Raw genomic sequence first — 17,279 nt, 5'->3', positions numbered from 1 at the left:
GCCCGAGGCGACAAGCTCAGGGATGTGGGCTGCACCTGCCCTCGGAAAAACCTTGACGGACCGCCTCAGGGCGTGACTCGGGACGCGCCGAAATATCCACCGCGATTACAAAATCCGCGCCCATCTTGCGTGCGAACGACGCCGGCACCGGGCTCACCAGGCCGCCATCCACGTATTCGTGGCCGCCGATCTTCACGGGCTCGAAGATGGACGGCACGCTGCACGACGCGCGCACGGCAATGCCGGTATTACCTCGCTGGAACAGGATCGGCTGGCCGGTTTTCAGGTCCGTAGCAACAATGCCGAGCGGTTTTACCATCTTCTCGATTGGCCGGTTATCGAGTGTCTTGTTCAGATAGTTCTGCAGCGCGACGCCTTGCAGAAAGCCGCGTGTGCGAAACGGCATGGCCCAGTCGCTGATCGACGCTTCGTCCATGGTCAGCGCTAGCTTGTTGATGGCAATACCGCTCATGCCTGACGCCGATAACGCCGCGATCACCGACCCCGCGCTCGTACCGCTCAGCAGGTCCACATTCAGGTTGCGCGCTTCGAGCGCCTTGATCACACCGACGTGCGCAAACCCGCGGGCCGCGCCGCCGCCCAGTGCCAGGCCGATCCGCACAGGCCGCTGGGGTGTACTCGTGGCCGGTGTTGGCGGCGTGGCCGGCGTGACGGCGGTGGTGGTGCCTGTCGTCGTGGTGCAGGCCGTGAGCACGGCCGATGCGCAGCCGAGAGAAAACGCGCGCCGCGACAATTGGGGCAGCGACGAAAGCGGGGACGACGATGTTTTCAAGGAGTTCTCCTGCGATGCAACGAGGACGAGCGTGGAGCGTGGGGGCCGTCCATGCAGGCTGGTTAGCCGCTTGGTCAAGCCATCCAGTGACGGCGCACATGATAAAACATGATGGGCTGGGAAAGCGGGCCAAAAGCGCCGGCGGGTATAATTCACACTCGTTTCGACCGCTCGCGACGTTCGTCCAGAAGACGCGCCGAAGCAGGTCCCCGATGTATCGCTTGCCTGGCTCCTCCCGTGCCGGCACGCGCATTTGAGCTATCGAGCACACCGCACATGACCCAAGTCCGTACCCGTTTCGCTCCCAGCCCGACAGGCTTCGTCCACCTCGGCAACATTCGCTCCGCGCTTTATCCGTGGGCGTTCGCGCGCAAGATGAAGGGCGTTTTCGTGTTGCGCATCGAGGATACCGACCTGGAGCGCTCGACCGACGCATCCGTCGACGCCATCCTTGAAGGCATGGAATGGCTCGGCCTCGAATACGACGAAGGCCCCATCTACCAGATGCAGCGCATGGACCGCTACCGCGAAGTGCTGAAGCAGATGCTCGACCAGGGCCTGGCCTACCACTGCTACATGTCGACGGAAGAACTAGACGCATTGCGTGAGCGCCAGCGCGCGGCCAATGAAAAGCCGCGTTACGACGGCACGTGGCGCCCGGAAGAGGGCAAGGTGTTGCCACCCATTCCGGAAGGTGTTTCGCCGGTCATTCGCTTTCGCAATCCACTGGGTGGCGTAGTGAACTGGGACGACGCGGTGAAGGGCACGATCGAAATCTCGAACGACGAACTCGACGACCTCGTGATCGCGCGCCCGGACGGCACGCCCACCTATAACTTCTGCGTGGTCGTGGACGATCTCGACATGAAGATCACCCACGTGATCCGCGGCGACGACCACGTGAACAACACGCCGCGCCAGATCAACATCCTGCGCGCGCTGGGCGGCGAAGTGCCGGTGTACGCGCACTTGCCGACCGTGCTCAACGAGCAGGGCGAGAAGATGAGCAAGCGCCATGGCGCGATGAGCGTGACGGGTTATCGCGATAGCGGTTATCTGCCGGAAGCGGTTCTGAACTATCTGGCGCGGCTCGGCTGGTCGCATGGCGACGCGGAGATTTTCTCGCGCGAACAGTTTGTCGAATGGTTCGACCTGGATCATCTGGGCAAGTCGCCGGCGCAATACGATCCGGACCGGTTGAACTGGCTGAACGCGCACTACATCAAGGAAGCCGATAACGCACGGCTCGAGACGCTCACGAAGCCCTTTCTGGCCGAGCTGGGTATCGACGCCGCGATGATCGAGCAAGGGCCGCCGCTCGAGCTCGTGATCGGTTTGCTGAAGGACCGCGCGTCGACGGTAAAGGAAATTGCCGATAACGCCGCCATGTTCTACCAGGAGCCCGTGATCGATCCCGCCGCGCTCGCGCAGCATGTCACTGAAACCGTGCGTCCCGCGCTCGCCGACTTGCGGCAGGCGCTGAGCGAAGTCGAGTGGAGCAAGGAGGCGATCTCGGCTGCGTTCAAGGCCACGCTCACGAGCCACAAGCTGAAGATGCCGCATCTCGCCATGCCGGTGCGCTTGCTGGTGGCGGGGACCACGCACACACCGTCTATCGACGCCGTGCTGATGCTGTTCGGACGCGAGACGGTGCTGTCCCGGCTCGACAAGGGTATTGCCTGAAGAACGAACGGGAGTGGAGAGCGGAGCGTGGGCATCGGCATCGGCATCGGCATCGGCATCGGCATCGGCACCGGCACCGGCATCGGCGGGAACGGTGTCCGGTTTGCGCCCCGAGTTCGCACCCTAAGGACGAACTATTTTCAGATGCTGGGCTAAAAGGTATTTACAACTTCAAAAGTGCCCTTTAGAATCTCGTTTCTGTTCTGCAAGGGGGGTATAGCTCAGCTGGGAGAGCGCTTGCATGGCATGCAAGAGGTCAGCGGTTCGATCCCGCTTACCTCCACCACAGAACGGAAATGGAGCTTTTTAAAGCGCCAGAGCATCGGAAAAAAAGCTTCACAAGAATCCCAAAGCTGTTTATAATGTCGTTCTTCGCTGCTGACTGACAAGAAACTGATTAATAAGTATCAAGCAAGATTCAAGCGATTAAGAAAGTGTTAATCGAAGTTAATCAGAAGCCAGTCGGGATTAAGCGAAAAGAGTAAAAGACATTAACTGAAAAGTTTATGTCCCCATCGTCTAGAGGCCTAGGACATCACCCTTTCACGGTGAGTACAGGGGTTCGAATCCCCTTGGGGACGCCAAAACATCGGCGGCTGCCAGAAGCGCTGCAAGTTTGATGAGCCAACCAACCTCACGAACTGATGGAAAGAAGTGGAGCGGTAGTTCAGTTGGTTAGAATACCGGCCTGTCACGCCGGGGGTCGCGGGTTCGAGTCCCGTCCGCTCCGCCAACAAGTTGTAAAAGAAAATCCAGCTTAAGCTGGATTTTTTTCGTCCACGTTTTTTGTGCTCGCACTTTTCTCGCTTTTTTCCGCCTTCCCCCGCAGCTCCTCCGACCGGTCGTCCCGTTGCATTCTGTTGAACGTGTGGCGTGCGTGCCATCGAACGTACACGCTCGTAAAACTCTCCATTGCCAGCGCGCTCCGGCTGACTTAGTGTTGGTGACTTGATTCCGGCTTTCATCGCGCAATGCTCGATCCCACCGAAGCTCTCTCACCGTTTCAGCTGCGCCTGGCGTCGATGGACGATTTTTCGTTCGCCGAGGCGCTTACGCGCAACAACATGAACGGCTACTACCGCCGCCACAATCTCGTGTGGCGCAGCGATCTTTTCCTGGGTAGCTGGCGGGAGTCGGAAAACTTCATACTCGAGTGCGACGGCCAGGCCATTGGCGTGATGCGCGTGACGGAAGAAGAGCAGTCGCTGCACATCCGCGACGTACAAGTGGTGGAGGGTTGGCGCCGGACGGGCGCGGGAACATTTCTGCTCGATACTGCGCATCGCTGGGCGCGCGCACGCGGATTAACAGAGACGCAGTTGCGCGTATTCGTCGATAACCCCGCAGCCCGCCTCTATATCCGCATGGGTTATAAAACCGCGGGTTCGCGACTCGCACAATTCGGCGCGATCCGGCATATGGTGCGCGGCGTTTAGTGTCTCAGCGCTCGCCGGGTGCGCCGGTATGACTATCGTCTCGCGGTTCGCCGTCGCGAACAAAAAATGCTCGCGGACTCTCACCGAACGCACGTCTGAACATCGCGGAAAAGGCGCTCTGGCTTTGGTAGCCAAGCAGCAATGCAACTTGTGCAAGCGGTCGTCCCTGGCTCAATAAGGGAATCGCGCGCGCCAGTACTGCCTGCTGACGCCATTGCGAAAAACTCACACCGAGTTCACGCCGGAACAAACGCGCGATTGTCCGGGTGCTTGCGCCGGCGAGCGTTGCCCAGCGTTCGAGCGAATCCGCGGAAGCAGGGTCGGCGAGAACGGCTTCGCATAGTGCCAGCAGGCGTTTGTCGGTGGGCATCGGGATGGAGAGGGGCAGCGGCCGCGAGCGCGTGATTTCATCGAGTGCGAGCGTGCCGAGCAGCCGCTCGCGTTCGCGTGAAATAGTGAGATCGTCCAGCGCAACAGCCACCTCGCGCAACAGCGGCGACACTTCGACCACGCGGCACGCATCGAGTCCCGGCGGCACCACGCTCGCGTCTATATACAGCGTCCGCAGAAACGCGTCCTCCACGATCACCACTTCATGCGTCACGTTCGGTGGAACCCAGATGGCCCGCGACGGCGGCACCATCCACGTCGACCCCTCGGCTGCGATCCGTAATACGCCCCGCGTCGTGCACGCGACCTGCGCCCACGCGTGCGTGTGCCGCGCGATCCTGACGCCGGCCGGCACGGGACGCGAACGCACGCGGATGGGGTGCGCAAGCGTGGGCGACGACTCCGCCGGAATGTCGAGATGCTCGACTTCTTCCGGCTGCAGTGGCTGCAGTGGTTGATCGGTTGGCGTGAACATGGTTTTAAGCGCTCCTCCACCGTGATATTAAAGGCATCGGGTGGGCTTGGCTGTGAAACCGGGCGTCAGACGTGTTTCGCTTGCCGTGCTGTCGTGACATAAAGGCTGGTTCATGCGCTTGGCATAATGCGCGTTGTATCTTCATGGAGGGAATGGAACGCATGCAACACGTATTCGTCTACGGCACGCTGCGAGCGGGCGAGAGCAACGACATTCGCCTGGCGGCAGAGCGTCACGGGATTGCCGAGCCGGAGCTGATCGGCCCGGGTCATATCAATGGACGGCTGTACGACTTCAACGCTTATCCCGGACTGGTGCTCGATTCCGCAGCGGGGCCGGTGCGTGGCGATATCTATCGAATTGATGAAACACTCGTGCCCGTGCTCAATGAAATCGAAGAGGTCGTGCCGGGTGTCATCGGCTTGTACCGCAGCGAACGGCTGCCGGTGACGGCTCAGATAGACGGTCGCGCGCAGGCTGTCGATTGTCTGGTTTATCTGGTCGGCGAAGAGGCGGTGGAGGGTCTGCTGCGTATCGATAACGGCGACTGGGTGGTTTATCGACGATCAAGGTGAGCAAGGCAGTGATTATTCAACGCCGATAAAAAAAGCCGCCCTGAAATTCCAGAGCGGCTTTCTTTTTATCGAAGACCAGCGATAAGTCTTAAATCTCTTCGTAAAGCGGTAACGTCAAGAACTCCGCGAACGTATCCGATGTCGACATCGCTTCGAAAATCGTCGCTGCCCGGTCGTACGGTGCGGTGTCGCCGGATACGACTTCCTTCACCTTGACCAGCTCTTCCTGCGTGAAGGCGCGAACCATCTCTGCGGTTACTTTGCGGCCATCGTCGAGTTTGCCTTTCGGCGAGCGAATCCATTGCCAGACCTGCGAGCGCGAAATTTCCGCGGTCGCAGCGTCCTCCATCAGGTTGTGGATCGGCACGCAGCCATTGCCCGCCAGCCACGATCCAAGATAATGGATCCCCACGTTGATATTGCCGCGTACGCCGCCTTCGGTGATCGGATCTTCGGGACGGAAATCGAGCAGGTCGGCAGCCGTGACCTGCACGTCTTCGCGTTGCTTCGCGATCTGGTTCGGCTTGTCACCGAGCACTTTCACGAACTCTTCCATTGCGATCGGCACGAGGCCCGGATGCGCAACCCAGCCGCCGTCGTAACCGTCGCCTGCATCACGCGCCTTGTCCGAACGTACGCCGCCCATGGCTTTGTCGTTGGCTTGTGGATCGTTCTTGATCGGAATCAACGCACTCATGCCGCCAATAGCCGGTGCCTGGCGCCGGTGACACGTCTTCAACAATTGCAGCGCATAGGCGCGCATGAACGGCACGGTCATCGTGATCTTCGCGCGATCGGCGAGGCAGAAATTGGCGTCGTTCTTGAACTTCTTGATCGCCGAAAAGATGTAGTCCCAACGGCCGGCGTTAAGCCCCGACGAATGCTCGCGCAGCTCGTACAGGATCTCGTCCATTTCGAACGCGGCGAGGATGGTTTCGATCAGCACGGTCGCGCGAATCGAGCCACGCGGCACGCCCACAATCTCCTGCGCCGCCACGAAAATCTCGTTCCACAAGCGCGCTTCGAGATGGCTCTCCAGCTTCGGCAGATAGAAGTACGGACCCGCGCCGCGAGCCAGTTGCTCCTTCGCGTTGTGGAACAGGAACAGCGCGAAGTCGAAGATGCCGCCCGACACACGCTGACCATCCACGGTCACGTGTTTTTCATCGAGATGCCAGCCGCGCGGACGCACGATCAGCGTCGCGGTTTTATCGTTGAGCTTGTATGACTTGCCGTTCTGTTCAAGCGAGATCGTGCCGCGTACCGCTTCCTTCAGGTTGATATGGCCGGTCAGCTGGTTGTCCCAGTTCGGCGTGTTCGAATCCTCGAAGTCGGTCATGTACGCATCCGCGCCGGAGTTCAGCGCGTTGATGATCATCTTGCGTTCGACCGGTCCGGTGATTTCAACCCGGCGACATTCCAGCGCCTTGGGCAAGGGTGCGATGGTCCAGTCGGCATCGCGGATGGACTGCGTTTCGCTCAGGAAATCCGGGCGTTCGCCTGCATCCAGCCGCTTCGTGCGCTCGGCACGAGCCTTGAGCAAAGCCTGACGACGCGGCTCGAATGCGCGATGCAGCGTTGCGACCAATTCAAGCGCCTCAGGCGTCAGGATAGTCTCGTAGCCGGGTTTGATTTCAGCCGTGATGGTCATGCCCTGCGGCACGTGGGTCAGCGTGTTCGCCATGTTCTACATCTCCTTGGTCGGTCAGACGGTTTTGCGTGCTTGGTGAATCGGATGAAACGGGTTAGCCGCCCGGGTTGCGGCGCATGCGGTTGGAAAGATCAAATGGCGTGGTGTGCTGGTGCTGCGGGCAGCCGGCATCGATGAAAGCAAGCAGATCGGCCATATCGCGTCCAGTGCCGCGCGGCAGGACGCCGAGTTGTTCCGCCGGCATTGCCATGCGGTTGAGCCAGAAGGTGGTGTAGCCAAACCATGTTGCGCCCGTCACGTCCCAGCCATTCGACGATACAAACACGATTCCCGGGGCCGCCACGCCGATAGCTTGCGTTCCGAGTGCGTAGGCAGCGGGGGCGGGTTTGTAGGCGCGCACGGCGTCCACTGAGAGGACGTGATCGAAGAGTCCCGACATACCGGCGCTTTTCACCGCAATGTCCAGCATCTGCGGATTGCCGTTCGACAGGATCGCGAGTTTCAGATCGCCCCGTTTGCGCAGCCGCTTGAGCGCCGCGACGGTGTCGGGGAATGCCGCGAGGCACGCGTATTCGTCCATCAGGCGCTTTTCCGCGGCCGGGGTCAGGGCATGTTCCAGCTTCAGGCGGGTGGCGGCGAAGCGCAGCGCGTCGAGCGTGATCGACCAGAACGGCTCGTATCGGGCGCCGGCGGGGTCGGAAAGTGTGCGCAATTGCGTGTATTCGATCTGCTTTTGGCGCCACAACTGCGAAAGCGCATCGCCGTGGCCCGGAAATAGCTGCTCGGCGGCCGCCACGACCGAGTGCACGTCGAACAGCGTGCCGTAGGCATCGAAGATGACTGCACGAGGAGGCGAAATCGATGTCTGTGACATGGCTGGCGCTCCGTAAGTAGGTCTCCAATCATTCTATTAGTGCGTTGAAATGACCGGAAGATACATACAGATCACTTGATCTTTGACTTTTTAACACCTAATCTGGGCGCCCTGTCATCCGGAACAAGCGCGCATATGGACCGCTTCAAGCAAATAGAAACATTCGTGGCGGTCGTCGCGAAGGGAAGCCTGTCCTCGGCGGCCCAGGCCGAGGGCGTCGCGCCTGCCGTGATCGGCCGGCGGCTGGACGCGCTTGAAGAACGGCTCGGGGTGAAGCTGCTTGTGCGCACCACGCGCCGGCTGACGCTCACGTTCGAAGGATCAGCATTCCTGGAGGATTGCCAGCGGGTCATTCATGACATGCAGAGTGCCGAGGCGAGCGTATCGGCGGGCGGGGTGAAGGCGAGCGGGCACTTGCGGGTATCGGCGCCGGCGGGTTTCGGGCGGCGTCATGTTGCCGCTCTCGTGCCCGTTTTCACCTCGATGCACCCGGATGTGTCCATCACGCTCGACCTCACGGACCGCATGGTCGACCTGGTCAACGAAGGGTTCGATTGCGCCGTGCGGCTTGGCGAGTTGCCCGATTCGTCGCTGGTGTCGTTAAAGCTGGGTGAGAACCGGCGGGTTTGCGTGGCGTCGCCGGAATATTTGCGTGTGCGCGGCGCGCCTGTCGACCTCGACGCGCTCGCGCAGCACAACTGCCTGCCGCTTGGGGCAAGCTCGAATCAGCAGCGCGGCTGGGTGTTCCAGAAGGACGGCAAGATCGTGCAGATGCGCGTATCCGGGACGATGGAGTGCTCCGACGGCGCCGTACTGCACGAGTGGTGTCTCGCGGGATACGGGCTCGCATGGCGCTCATGGTGGGAAGTAGGGAATGACATCGCCCACGGTCGTCTTGTCAGCGTGCTTGATGAATTCGCCGCACCGCGGATCGGGATTCACGCAGTTTTCCCGCAGCGCCGGCATTTACCGCTGAGAGTGCGGTTGTTTCTCGATTTGCTGAAACATACGTTCGGCGCGCCCGGTTATTGGGGCTGAATTACAGGCCGCTTGCCCTGATTCAGTTACTACAATGAAAGTGCACGATGGCCACTGCCGAGGAGTCGACCATGTTCAAGCACATTCTGGTTCCGACGGATGGATCGGTTCTTTCGCAGAAAGCTATTGATGGCGCGATCGATCTTGCCCAGTCGGTGGGTGCACGGATTACGGCTTATGCCTGCTTGCCGCTTTATCCGTATTCGCCTTTCGCCGATGTCGCTGTCGAGCCGCCCGGGGATTTTCATGAGCGCGCCGAACGGGAAGCGCGGGAGCATCTCGGCGCGGTCGAAAAGGCCGCTGCCGCTGTGGGCGTTTCCTGCAACTCCGTCACCAGCGTGGAGTCCGCGCCTTATATCGGCATTATCGATATTGCGGAGCGTGATGGTTGCGATGTGATTTTCATGGCATCGCACGGGAGAAGGGGATTAGGCAGTTTGCTGATTGGTAGCGAGACCCAGCGGGTACTGACTCACACCAAGATTCCGGTGATTGTTTACCGGTAGGTTTTTTAAGGGTGCCGCGGAGGAGTGCGCATATCGCAAAGCAGAATCCAAGAATGCCATTCTGGAAACGGACTCTGACATTGCGAATGCGCAAGCAATAAAAAAGCACGCGGATTTCAGGCCGCGTGCTTTTTTGCCAACTTACCCGGTTACTTTGAAGAGTATCAAGCGACTTTCTTCTCGAAGAACTGTTCATCTTCGGTCGAGCCGTGCAACGCGGTTGTCGATGCGTCTTTTTCAACCGCTTGCGTCACTGCGTCGAAGTATCCCGTTCCCACTTCGCGCTGATGCTTCACTGCGGTGAAACCCTTCTCAGCCGCGGCGAACTCCGCTTCCTGCATCTCGACGAACGCGCTCATCTGATTGCGCGCGTAGCCGTGAGCCAGGTTGAACATCGAGTAATTCAGCGCATGGAAGCCGGCCAGCGTGATGAACTGGAACTTGTAGCCCATCGCGCCGAGTTCTTTCTGGAATTTGGCGATGGTCGCATCGTCCAGGTTCTTCTTCCAGTTGAACGACGGTGAGCAGTTATACGAAAGCAGCTTGCCCGGGAATTCGCGGTGGATCGCTTCGGCAAACTTCTTCGCGTACTCCAGATCCGGCTTGCCGGTTTCGCACCAGATCATGTCGGCATACGGCGCGTAGGCGAGGCCACGCGAGACCGCTTGCTCCAGGCCCGGCTTCGTGCGGAAGAAACCTTCCACGGTGCGTTCGCCGGTGAGGAACGGCCGGTCGTTTTCATCCACATCTGATGTCACCAGATCCGCCGCTTCCGCATCCGTCCGGGCGAGCAGGATGGTGCGCGTGCCCGAAACGTCGGCAGCGAGACGCGCAGCCGTGAGTTTCGCGACGTTTTCACGCGTCGGCACCAGCACCTTGCCGCCCATGTGCCCACATTTTTTCACCGATGCCAGCTGATCCTCGAAGTGCACGCCCGCGGCGCCGGCTTCGATCATCGCCTTCATCAGTTCGAACGCGTTCAGCACGCCACCAAAACCGGCTTCGGCATCGGCCACGATCGGCTGGAAGAAGTCGAGATAGCCTTCATCGCCCGGATTCTTGCCTTCCGACCACTGGATCTGATCAGCGCGCGTCAGCGTGTTATTGATGCGCTTGACGACCAGCGGCACCGAATTAGCCGGATACAGCGATTGGTCGGGATACATTTCGCCCGCGACGTTGGCGTCGCCAGCCACTTGCCAACCGGACAGATAGATCGCCTTCAAACCGGCCTTGACCTGCTGCATGGCCTGGTTGCCCGTCAGCGCGCCGAGTGCGTTGACGAACGGCTCTTCATGAATCGACGCCCACAGTTTCTCCGCGCCCCGCTTGGCCAGCGTGTGCTCCACCGGCGCTGAACCACGCAGGCGCACGACGTCGTCGGCGCTGTAGCTGCGCTTGATGCCCTTCCAGCGCGGATCCGTGTCCCATTGCTTCTGAAGTTCCTGAGCTTGTTGTTGGCGCGACATGGCGTTTCTCCTTTGATTACCTGACTAATGACTAATGGATGGTCATCCGGTCGAGACGCTGAAGCCGTCAGTGACGTTTCCGGTTGCTCAACTCTTATATAAGAGTCTAGGGAAGTGAAGACCGAGGAGAAAGCGCTTTTATGGTGTTTCTATAATAAAAATTATCGTTATAAATCAATGAATTGAATAATTAATTTCACATTAAGAAATGTCTTTCTTCATGCTGGGATGCTTTGATTTGTGCCACGCACCAACAATTTCGCGGCACAAAAGCTTATTCCATATTGTGAAATACGGGGATCGGACGAAAAAAAACCGATGCGCGAAGCATCGGTTTTTATTTAGGGGCGCGCGAGACGCCGCGCCGCACTATTGATAAGACTTAGCTGCCACGACGCGGAGCGCGCGGGCCGTCGTTGCGACGTGCTGCATAACCGTCGCGCGAACCGCCGCCGAAGCCCGAGCCGCCGTCACGCGATCCACCGCCGCTACGATAGCCGTCACGCGAGCCACCGTCGCGCGAATCGCGAGCACCACCGGCGCTTGCCGGCTTGTTGCCCCAGCCGCCCGGCTTGGCCGAACCACCGTTGCCGGCACCGCCGCTGCCAAAGCGACGACCAGCGCCACCCGCACCAGCGCCACCGCCCGGACGGCCGCGGCCGCCAAAGCCAGGACGACCACCGCCACCACCAGCCGGAGCCGAACGACGCGGTTCAAAGCCAACGATCACGCTCACATTCAGCGGTACGCGCACGAAACGCTCGATGCGCTTCAGCGCGCCTTGCTCAGCGTGGTGCACGAGGCTGATTGCCGTACCCGTACGGCCAGCACGGCCCGTACGACCGATACGGTGAACGTAGTCTTCCGCGAATTTCGGCAGATCGTAGTTGAATACGTGCGTGATGCCGGGGATGTCGATACCGCGAGCGGCGACGTCGGTTGCGACCAGCACGCGCACTTTGCGCTCGCGCAGTGCACGAATCGTGCGGTTACGCGCGCCTTGCGGCAGATCGCCGTGCAGTGCTGCCGATTCAAAACCAGCGTCCGACAAACGGATAGCCAGTTGGTCAGCGTCGTTCTTGGTCGCCGTGAAGACGATAGCCTGATCCAGGCCGGCGTCGCGCAACAGGTGGTCGAGCAGACGATCCTTGTGATCGCGGTCGTCGACGTAATGCACGGTTTGCGCAATGTTGTTCTGCGCTTCGAGCTTTTGAATGATCTCGATGCGTTCCGGGTTCTTCAACAGACGGCCGGTCAGCGAGCTGATCTTGCCGTCGATGGTTGCCGAGAACAGCAGCGTCTGACGCGAAGCGGGGGTAGCAGCAACAATGGTTTCGATGTCGTCGATGAAACCCATGTCCAGCATGCGGTCGGCTTCGTCGAGCACGAGTATTTGCAGTTGCGACAGGTCAATACGGCCGCGTTCCAGATGGTCCAGCAGACGGCCCGGCGTAGCAACCAGGATTTCCGGGTTCTTCGCGAGCAGCATCAATTGCTGGCCATACGCGACACCGCCGAGAATGCTGACCGTGCGCAACCGGCGCAGGTGCTTGCCGTACGTGGTCGCGGCTGCGGTAACCTGCATCGCGAGTTCGCGGGTCGGCGTGAGGACCAGCATGGTCGGGCGAGCGACCGGCTGGGTGCGGCGGGCCGGGCGGGCATTCGGGTCGTGCGGCTCACGCGGAGCGGCAGCCTTGGCCTTTTCGAGCTGCGAGAAACGTTCGATAGCCGGCAGCATGAATGCTGCGGTCTTGCCTGAACCGGTCGGGCTGGAAACCAGCAAGTCGCGGCCGGCGAGCGCTGCGGGAATCGCGCGCTGCTGAACCGGGGTCGGTACTTGATAGCCGGCGGCCGTCAGGGCAACAACGATCTCAGGCGACAGGCCGAGCGACTCGAAGCTCGGGCCGGTCTGCACGGCGATAGCAGCGGCGACGGGCGCAACCGAAGAAATAGGGGCGGGGATAGCGGGCGAAACAGATGCTGCCGGCGCGGCGGGTGTGTCTTCACCGAGTGCCAGTGCAGCGATGGAGTCCAGCGGGCTATGGGTGTTGCTCGAAGTCATGTCGATCCTTGAAACGGGGAATAAGGCGTGTGGCGCCAATCGGCATACCCAAGTCGTCAGATTCAGCGAGCAAAGAAGCAGCGAGCAAATCGAAAAACGGGGGCAGCTCGCAACAATAAAGGCGAGCTTTTCGTTAGAAGCTGTATCGGATTCGACAGGCCGAGGCGGCTTTGTCGTCAGCCTGATGCATGATCGGCCGAAGAAGGCCTAGCAGGGAGGGGACAGTTTCTAAACTGGATTGGAGCAAAACGCTACGAGGCGCCGCGCTGCGCGGGTTGAATCAGCTAACGAATTGACTAAAACCACCAATTCACCCGGTCACAGTGAAGCGCAGGCAAGAGTATAGCGGCAATTGTTGCGCTGCGCCAGATTTTAAGACAGTCTGATTCATCTTACGTTTGCCGGGGGTTTGCCGGGGCGGGGCTGCGCTTTCTGCGTGTGTCGCGAGAAAGCGCAGCGGCGCGCTTGAGCAGCCGCCGGACCGCCCGGCTTTTACGTCGACGCACCGCTTTTCAGCGACTCCACCAGCCCGATATATTGCTGCTTTGCGGCGTCCTGCGGCGTGCCCGCGAGCGCGCTCCACGCGTCGTATTTGTATTTACCGGCGATATCGGTGAAACCCGGCTTGTCGCCCTGCACATCGCCCAGGCTCGCTTGCTTGTAGAGCGCGTACAGGCGCAGCAGCGTGAGGTTGCCCGGACGTTCGGGCAATTCCTTGACGTCCGCCTGGGCAAGCGCAAATTGCGCGTCGAGTTCGTTGATTTCGCTCATTGGGTTCTCCGGACGTGCTGGTTAAGGACTGGCGATCATAGCAAGCCGGCCGCAGGCGATTGTCGAGGGTTTCTTCCAGAATTCCGGTGCGGCGATGCGCTGTCCGGTGCGCGCCAGGCACGGTCTGCGTCGCGCTCGCAGCCTCAAGGCTCAGGTGTTACGTCACGCATTACAATAGCGGCCATGACACGTACTGTTCTGCTCGCTCTCGATACCTCGACCGAATTTTGTTCAGTCGCGCTGCTGATTGCCGACCCGGCGGCCACCGCCGCGGCTGCCGATCATCGAAGCCCCCCTCATTACTCTGCTGGCGAAGTTCGCGTCTGGTTCAGCCATGAATTGACGGGATCGGTCTCCAGCACGCGGCTTTTGCCCGCGATCCGCGAATTATTCGATACAGCCGGTTTGAAGCTCCCGGATTGCTCCGCGGTGGCGTTCGGCGCCGGGCCGGGATCGTTTACCGGTTTGCGCACGGCGACCGGCGTCGCGCAAGGGCTCGCGTTCGGCTTGAGCGTGCCGGTGGTGCCGGTCGGCACCTTGCTCGCGTGCGCAGAGTTCGCGCGTTTGCACGAACCATCGGCCACCCGCGTGCTGGCGGCGCTCGACGCCCGCATGAACGAGGCGTACTGGGCGGATTTCCGCTGGGACACAGCGGCGGGCGAGTGGGGCACGGTGCAGGCGGCATCGCTTGATCTGCCCGAGGCCATTGTCCTGCCCGACGAGCCGTTCACGCTGGCAGGCAATGCGGCGGCGGCTTTCGGCGAACGGTTGCCCGTGCCGGCTGCCCCGGCATGCCGTATCGACTTCGATGCGCTGCCGCACGCGTTGCCCGTGGCGCTCGCCGGGTTGCGCGCGCTGCGTGCCGGCCGGACGGTCGCGCCGGATCAGGCCGCGCCGGAGTATGTACGCAACAAGGTCGCACAGACTACCGCCGAACGGATGGACGCGCGTGCCGCCAAAGCCGCTGCTGCCACTGCGACAGCGGCTGCGGAAGATCAAGCCAATCACACCGCCCCCGCCGTGCCGGTCGTTCATACAACGGAGCCCCTACGGTGAGCGGCGTGTTGATGGCGGATCGTTATCTGTCGCCGATGACGGAAGCCGATCTCGATGAGGTCGCCGCCATCGAGAAGCTCGCTTACGAGTTCCCCTGGACCCGCGGCAATTTCCAGGACTCGCTGCGCAATGGCTATTTCGGCGTGTGCCTGCGCCACGTCACCGGGACGCTGCTGGGTTATTGCGTACTGATGCCGGTCGTCGATGAAATGCATCTGCTGAATCTGTGTGTGGCGCCCCAGGCGCAACACGCCGGTGCCGGGCTCACGTTGCTGCGCGAAGCGGTACGGATCTCGCGGCATCAGAAACTCGATGGCGTGCTGCTGGAAGTGCGGCCGTCGAATCCGCGCGCCATCCAGCTATACGAGCGCTTTGGCTTCGCCACCATTGGGCGGCGCAAAAACTATTACCCCGCGCGGCACCGGTCGCGCGAGGATGCACTCGTCATGCGTCTGACGTTTTCAAAGGAGGCCGTGGATGGCGTTGCATAAGTCGATGCTGGAAGAGTTCGGGCTGGGAACGGTCTGGGTGAGGCGAGGGGCGGCATCGGCTGATGCTGATACGTCCGTGTCGGCGGCCGATCGGTCGAAAGACTCGACGGACTCGACGGACTCGACGGACTCGACGGACTCGACGGACTCGACGGACTCGACGGACTCGACGGCGATTGCGCTCGATCAAACCGCCGCCGCGGCGCAGCGTCCGGCTCCGATTATGCCGGTCGAAGAACAGCACGTGCCGGTGGCCCGGACAGCTGATCCAGTCGACACGCTGACGGCGCTCGACGCCGCTCTTTCCGCCGCGCAGACGAACCAGGGCAACGCGAAGCAAACACCGCCTGCAAGAATCGCTTCTGTAGAACCGCCTGTCTTCGATGACCTCCCGTGGGTCGACGACGTGCCGACGCAACCCCTGGTCGCATCGCAAGCCATTGACGACACGGCCGCCGATATCGCGACTCTCGACTGGGACACGCTGGCCGCTCGCGTCTCCGTCTGCGAACGGTGCCGTTTGTGCGAGCGGCGCACAAATTCGGTATTCGGCGTCGGTGACCGGGACGCCGACTGGATGCTGATCGGCGAAGCGCCGGGCGAGAACGAGGACAAGCTGGGCGAGCCGTTCGTCGGCCAGGCGGGCAAGCTGCTCGACAGCATGCTGCACGCGGTGGCGTTATCGCGTGAGGACAACGTGTTCATCGCCAACGTGATCAAGTGCCGCCCGCCCGGCAACCGCAATCCGGAACTCGATGAGGTCGCGCGTTGCGAGCCCTATCTGAAGCGGCAGGTCGAACTGGTGAAACCCAAGCTGATCGTCGCGCTTGGGCGGTTTGCCGCGCAGAGCCTGCTCAAGACGGAGGCGAGCATTGCGTCGCTGCGGGGCCGGGTGCATGACTATCAGGGCGTGCCGGTGATCGTCACGTATCACCCGGCCTACCTGCTGCGCAGTCTCCCCGACAAAGCGAAGGCATGGGCCGACCTGTGTCTCGCCCAGGCCACCTATCGCAAGTCGGTGAAGGAAGTAGAGGGCCCGTGACGGCCGCGGACGAGATCACGCCTTTCCACGATCCCGCCGTCCGGGATCTCGCGTGGCTGCTGTTCTCGCCGGACTTGCTGAGTGCGTCGCGCGCGGGCGCGCCGCTCGCGCGTCCTGCCGCCACGCGGATCGAGCGCGAAAGCATGTTTGCCTGGCTTGCCGCGCTCGATCGAGATCCGTCGGCCCTTCATGCGCTGGTTCACACACCGTCGTTGACCCGGCTAGGCTTCTACGCCGAAGCGTTGCTCGAATACTTCCTGAGGCATGGCCCGCACGCACGATTGATCGCGGCGAACATCCCGTTGCGCACGGCAGGCCGCACGCTCGGCGAAGTCGATTTCCTGCTGGAGAACCTGCGTGGCGAGCGGCTGCACTGGGAGCTCGCGGTGAAGTTTTATCTGCACATCGGCGAGGGTGACGGCGCTGCTGCGCTCGCTCATTATGTCGGTCCGAATCTGCAGGATCGCTTCGACCTGAAGCACTCGCGGCTGTTGGATCATCAACTGGGTTTGAGTGCGCGCGATGAGTTCGCGTCACTCGGTTTCGAAGGCCCGTGGCGCGCCGAGTTGTTCGTCAAAGGACGCTTGTTTTATCGCAATGGCGATCGCAGTCTCGCGTCGAATCTTCCACCCGAACTAGCCGGGGATCATCTGCGCGGCTGGTGGAAAACGGCGTCGGAGTGGCGCGATTCGAAGGGGGATGCACTGTTCGCTTCACTGCCGAGATTGGGATGGATGGCAGAGCGAACGTTATCGGCAGAAGAGGGTGAAGCGCTGCTCGAACAGACGGCGGTGTTGTCCGAGCGGGTCGCAACACTGCCGTCGCCGATCATGGTCGCTCGTTACGAACGTTGTGAAGGTTATGCTTGCTCCGGGTGCGCGACCGGCGATGTCTGGCGCGAGCACTCGCGCGGATTTATCGTGCCCGATGAATGGCCGGAGCGCGCCGCTGACTTTGCGGGTTAAGC

The 17,279-nt window shown here is 61.1% G+C and carries 16 protein-coding genes, 3 tRNA genes and 1 pseudogene; 13 read left to right on the top strand and 7 right to left on the bottom strand.

All coding sequences use genetic code 11. From position 1 onward, the window contains the following. Positions 1-73: 73 nt before the first annotated feature. Positions 74-793, bottom strand: a pseudogene (locus AWB69_RS32115) (patatin-like phospholipase family protein); the annotation flags it as partial. A 276-nt stretch (positions 794-1,069) separates the two neighbouring features. On the opposite strand from AWB69_RS32115, the gene gltX reads away from it, so the two are divergent. The 6 genes from gltX (at position 1,070) to AWB69_RS32090 (ending at position 3,912) form a co-directional block, all read left to right on the top strand. Next, positions 1,070-2,476, top strand: a complete 1,407-nt coding sequence (gene gltX, locus AWB69_RS32110; protein WP_062090849.1) for a glutamate--tRNA ligase — start codon at positions 1,070-1,072, stop codon at positions 2,474-2,476. 27 nt (positions 2,477-2,503) lie between these two features. After that, a complete protein-coding gene (locus AWB69_RS50460; protein ID WP_269447510.1) occupies positions 2,504-2,632 on the top strand; it encodes a hypothetical protein in 129 nt (42 codons plus the stop codon). A 54-nt stretch (positions 2,633-2,686) separates the two neighbouring features. After that, positions 2,687-2,762: transfer RNA gene (locus AWB69_RS32105), tRNA-Ala, on the top strand. Positions 2,763-2,984: 222 nt separating this feature from the next. Beyond that, positions 2,985-3,060 (top strand) — tRNA-Glu (locus tag AWB69_RS32100). Positions 3,061-3,132: 72 nt separating this feature from the next. Continuing rightward, positions 3,133-3,209, top strand: a tRNA-Asp gene (locus AWB69_RS32095). 238 nt (positions 3,210-3,447) lie between these two features. Next, complete coding sequence (locus AWB69_RS32090) at positions 3,448-3,912, top strand: GNAT family N-acetyltransferase (RefSeq protein ID WP_062090848.1); 465 nt, start codon at positions 3,448-3,450, stop codon at positions 3,910-3,912. A 4-nt stretch (positions 3,913-3,916) separates the two neighbouring features. Here the strand turns inward: AWB69_RS32090 and AWB69_RS32085 are convergent, their stop codons facing one another. After that, entirely contained in the window at positions 3,917-4,777 is an 861-nt protein-coding gene (locus AWB69_RS32085) for an AraC family transcriptional regulator (RefSeq protein WP_062090847.1), read from the bottom strand. Between the two features lie 161 nt (positions 4,778-4,938). On the opposite strand from AWB69_RS32085, the gene AWB69_RS32080 reads away from it, so the two are divergent. After that, positions 4,939-5,352 carry a gamma-glutamylcyclotransferase family protein gene (locus AWB69_RS32080; protein WP_062090855.1) on the top strand — a complete coding sequence of 138 codons (414 nt, stop codon included), beginning with the start codon at positions 4,939-4,941 and terminating at the stop codon, positions 5,350-5,352. An 88-nt stretch (positions 5,353-5,440) separates the two neighbouring features. On the opposite strand, the gene aceB is transcribed toward AWB69_RS32080, so the two are convergent. Beyond that, on the bottom strand, positions 5,441-7,036 hold the full coding sequence (gene aceB, locus AWB69_RS32075; protein WP_062090846.1) for a malate synthase A: 1,596 nt from the start codon (positions 7,034-7,036) through the stop codon (positions 5,441-5,443). 61 nt (positions 7,037-7,097) lie between these two features. Then, complete coding sequence (locus AWB69_RS32070; protein ID WP_062090845.1) at positions 7,098-7,877, bottom strand: haloacid dehalogenase type II; 780 nt, start codon at positions 7,875-7,877, stop codon at positions 7,098-7,100. A 135-nt stretch (positions 7,878-8,012) separates the two neighbouring features. Between AWB69_RS32070 and AWB69_RS32065 the strand changes: the two genes are divergently transcribed. Both AWB69_RS32065 and AWB69_RS32060 read left to right on the top strand, forming a co-directional pair. After that, positions 8,013-8,915, top strand: coding sequence for a LysR family transcriptional regulator (locus AWB69_RS32065; RefSeq protein WP_062090844.1), 903 nt, complete (start codon positions 8,013-8,015; stop codon positions 8,913-8,915). Positions 8,916-8,986: 71 nt separating this feature from the next. Then, positions 8,987-9,421, top strand: coding sequence for a universal stress protein (locus tag AWB69_RS32060; protein ID WP_062090854.1), 435 nt, complete (start codon positions 8,987-8,989; stop codon positions 9,419-9,421). Between the two features lie 164 nt (positions 9,422-9,585). On the opposite strand, the gene aceA is transcribed toward AWB69_RS32060, so the two are convergent. The 3 genes from aceA to AWB69_RS32040 form a co-directional block, all read right to left on the bottom strand. Continuing rightward, positions 9,586-10,890 carry an isocitrate lyase gene (gene aceA, locus AWB69_RS32055; RefSeq protein ID WP_062090843.1) on the bottom strand — a complete coding sequence of 435 codons (1,305 nt, stop codon included), beginning with the start codon at positions 10,888-10,890 and terminating at the stop codon, positions 9,586-9,588. 382 nt (positions 10,891-11,272) lie between these two features. Further along, positions 11,273-12,952 carry a DEAD/DEAH box helicase gene (locus AWB69_RS32050; protein WP_062090842.1) on the bottom strand — a complete coding sequence of 560 codons (1,680 nt, stop codon included), beginning with the start codon at positions 12,950-12,952 and terminating at the stop codon, positions 11,273-11,275. A 492-nt stretch (positions 12,953-13,444) separates the two neighbouring features. Next, a complete protein-coding gene (locus AWB69_RS32040) occupies positions 13,445-13,723 on the bottom strand; it encodes an acyl-CoA-binding protein (RefSeq protein ID WP_407923067.1) in 279 nt (92 codons plus the stop codon). A 183-nt stretch (positions 13,724-13,906) separates the two neighbouring features. Here AWB69_RS32040 and tsaB point away from each other — a divergent pair, with 183 nt between their 5' ends. From tsaB to AWB69_RS32020, 4 genes are read left to right on the top strand one after another with little or no spacing between them, the layout of a single operon-like run. Further along, positions 13,907-14,779, top strand: a complete 873-nt coding sequence (gene tsaB, locus AWB69_RS32035; RefSeq protein ID WP_062090840.1) for a tRNA (adenosine(37)-N6)-threonylcarbamoyltransferase complex dimerization subunit type 1 TsaB — start codon at positions 13,907-13,909, stop codon at positions 14,777-14,779. Continuing rightward, a complete protein-coding gene (gene rimI, locus AWB69_RS32030) occupies positions 14,776-15,270 on the top strand; it encodes a ribosomal protein S18-alanine N-acetyltransferase (protein WP_062090839.1) in 495 nt (164 codons plus the stop codon). Before tsaB ends, rimI begins: the two co-directional genes overlap by 4 nt. Beyond that, positions 15,257-16,312 (top strand): uracil-DNA glycosylase, encoded by a 1,056-nt coding sequence (locus tag AWB69_RS32025; protein ID WP_062090838.1) that lies wholly within the window; start codon positions 15,257-15,259, stop codon positions 16,310-16,312. The genes rimI and AWB69_RS32025 overlap by 14 nt, the downstream gene beginning before the upstream one ends. Beyond that, positions 16,309-17,277 (top strand): DUF1853 family protein, encoded by a 969-nt coding sequence (locus tag AWB69_RS32020; RefSeq protein ID WP_062090837.1) that lies wholly within the window; start codon positions 16,309-16,311, stop codon positions 17,275-17,277. Before AWB69_RS32025 ends, AWB69_RS32020 begins: the two co-directional genes overlap by 4 nt. Positions 17,278-17,279: the final 2 nt, after the last annotated feature.

This window comes from Caballeronia udeis (assembly GCF_001544555.2).
Lineage (GTDB): Bacteria > Pseudomonadota > Gammaproteobacteria > Burkholderiales > Burkholderiaceae > Caballeronia > Caballeronia udeis.
The sequence above is the reverse complement of the archived record's forward strand: the minus strand, read 5'-3'. Positions and strand labels throughout refer to the sequence as shown.